Origin of the sequence: Shewanella sp. 10N.286.52.B9 (genome assembly GCF_002873635.1) — a bacterium.
Lineage (GTDB): Bacteria > Pseudomonadota > Gammaproteobacteria > Enterobacterales > Shewanellaceae > Shewanella.
Window position 1 is genome coordinate 1 of record NZ_MCTY01000120.1, and the last position, 307, is coordinate 307.

The following is a 307-nucleotide window of genomic DNA, read 5'->3' on the forward strand; positions in this document are numbered from 1 at the left end:
TCGCGGTCGATGATGAAATCTTTATAGCAGAAGATGTTGTCTTTAATTCAACTGTTGATTTGGATGCCAATGATTCAGATCTAGATGGCGACGCACTTTCTGTTATTGAAGGCACCTTTACCACAACGGAAGGTGGCACTATTGTGATTGCCGCAGATGGCAGTTACTCCTACACGCCTCCATTGGACTTTAATGGCGTAGATACTGTTGAATATACTGTAACTGACGGCACGGCAACTGATACGGCAACCCTCACCATTAATGTTGGCGCTGAAAATGATGCCCCAGACTTAGTGGCTGATGTTGA

General features: G+C 45.0%; 1 protein-coding gene. It reads left to right on the forward strand.

Features of this window, described 5'->3' with window-relative positions; translation table 11 throughout:
* Positions 1 to 307 (forward strand): Ig-like domain-containing protein (locus BCU91_RS20265; RefSeq protein ID WP_157936276.1); only part of this gene is annotated, 307 nt, incomplete at both ends.